This is a genomic window from Bacillus sp. FJAT-22090, from assembly GCF_007676755.1.
Classification (GTDB): domain Bacteria; phylum Bacillota; class Bacilli; order Bacillales_A; family Planococcaceae; genus Psychrobacillus.
This window is the reverse complement of record NZ_VEBK01000017.1, coordinates 1-347: the sequence shown is the minus strand read 5'-3', so window position 1 is coordinate 347 and position 347 is coordinate 1.

Sequence of the window (347 nt, the reverse complement as noted above, 5' to 3'; positions counted from 1 at the left end):
AGCTTAGGTTACCTACTAGCATAAAAATTATCCAATAAAAGAAGCCCTTATTTTGAAATAAATGGCTTAACGCAACCAAATATGCCGGGAGAGCAACCAACTTAGACCCCAAAGCAACCAGTTTGATTACGAGAGCAACCAATTCCCCTCCGAAGGCAACCAAATGAGGTTGGTCTGCGATTGGTCCTTTATTAGTCTACCGAGATCTGTTTTTCCCATAACTAAACTACTCTATAAATACAAAAAAGCCGCTACCGATTACTCGGTAACGACTTTTTTTTTGAGTGCCCAGCGACGTCCTACTCTCACAGGGGGAGACCCCCAACTACCATCGGCGCTGAAGAGCT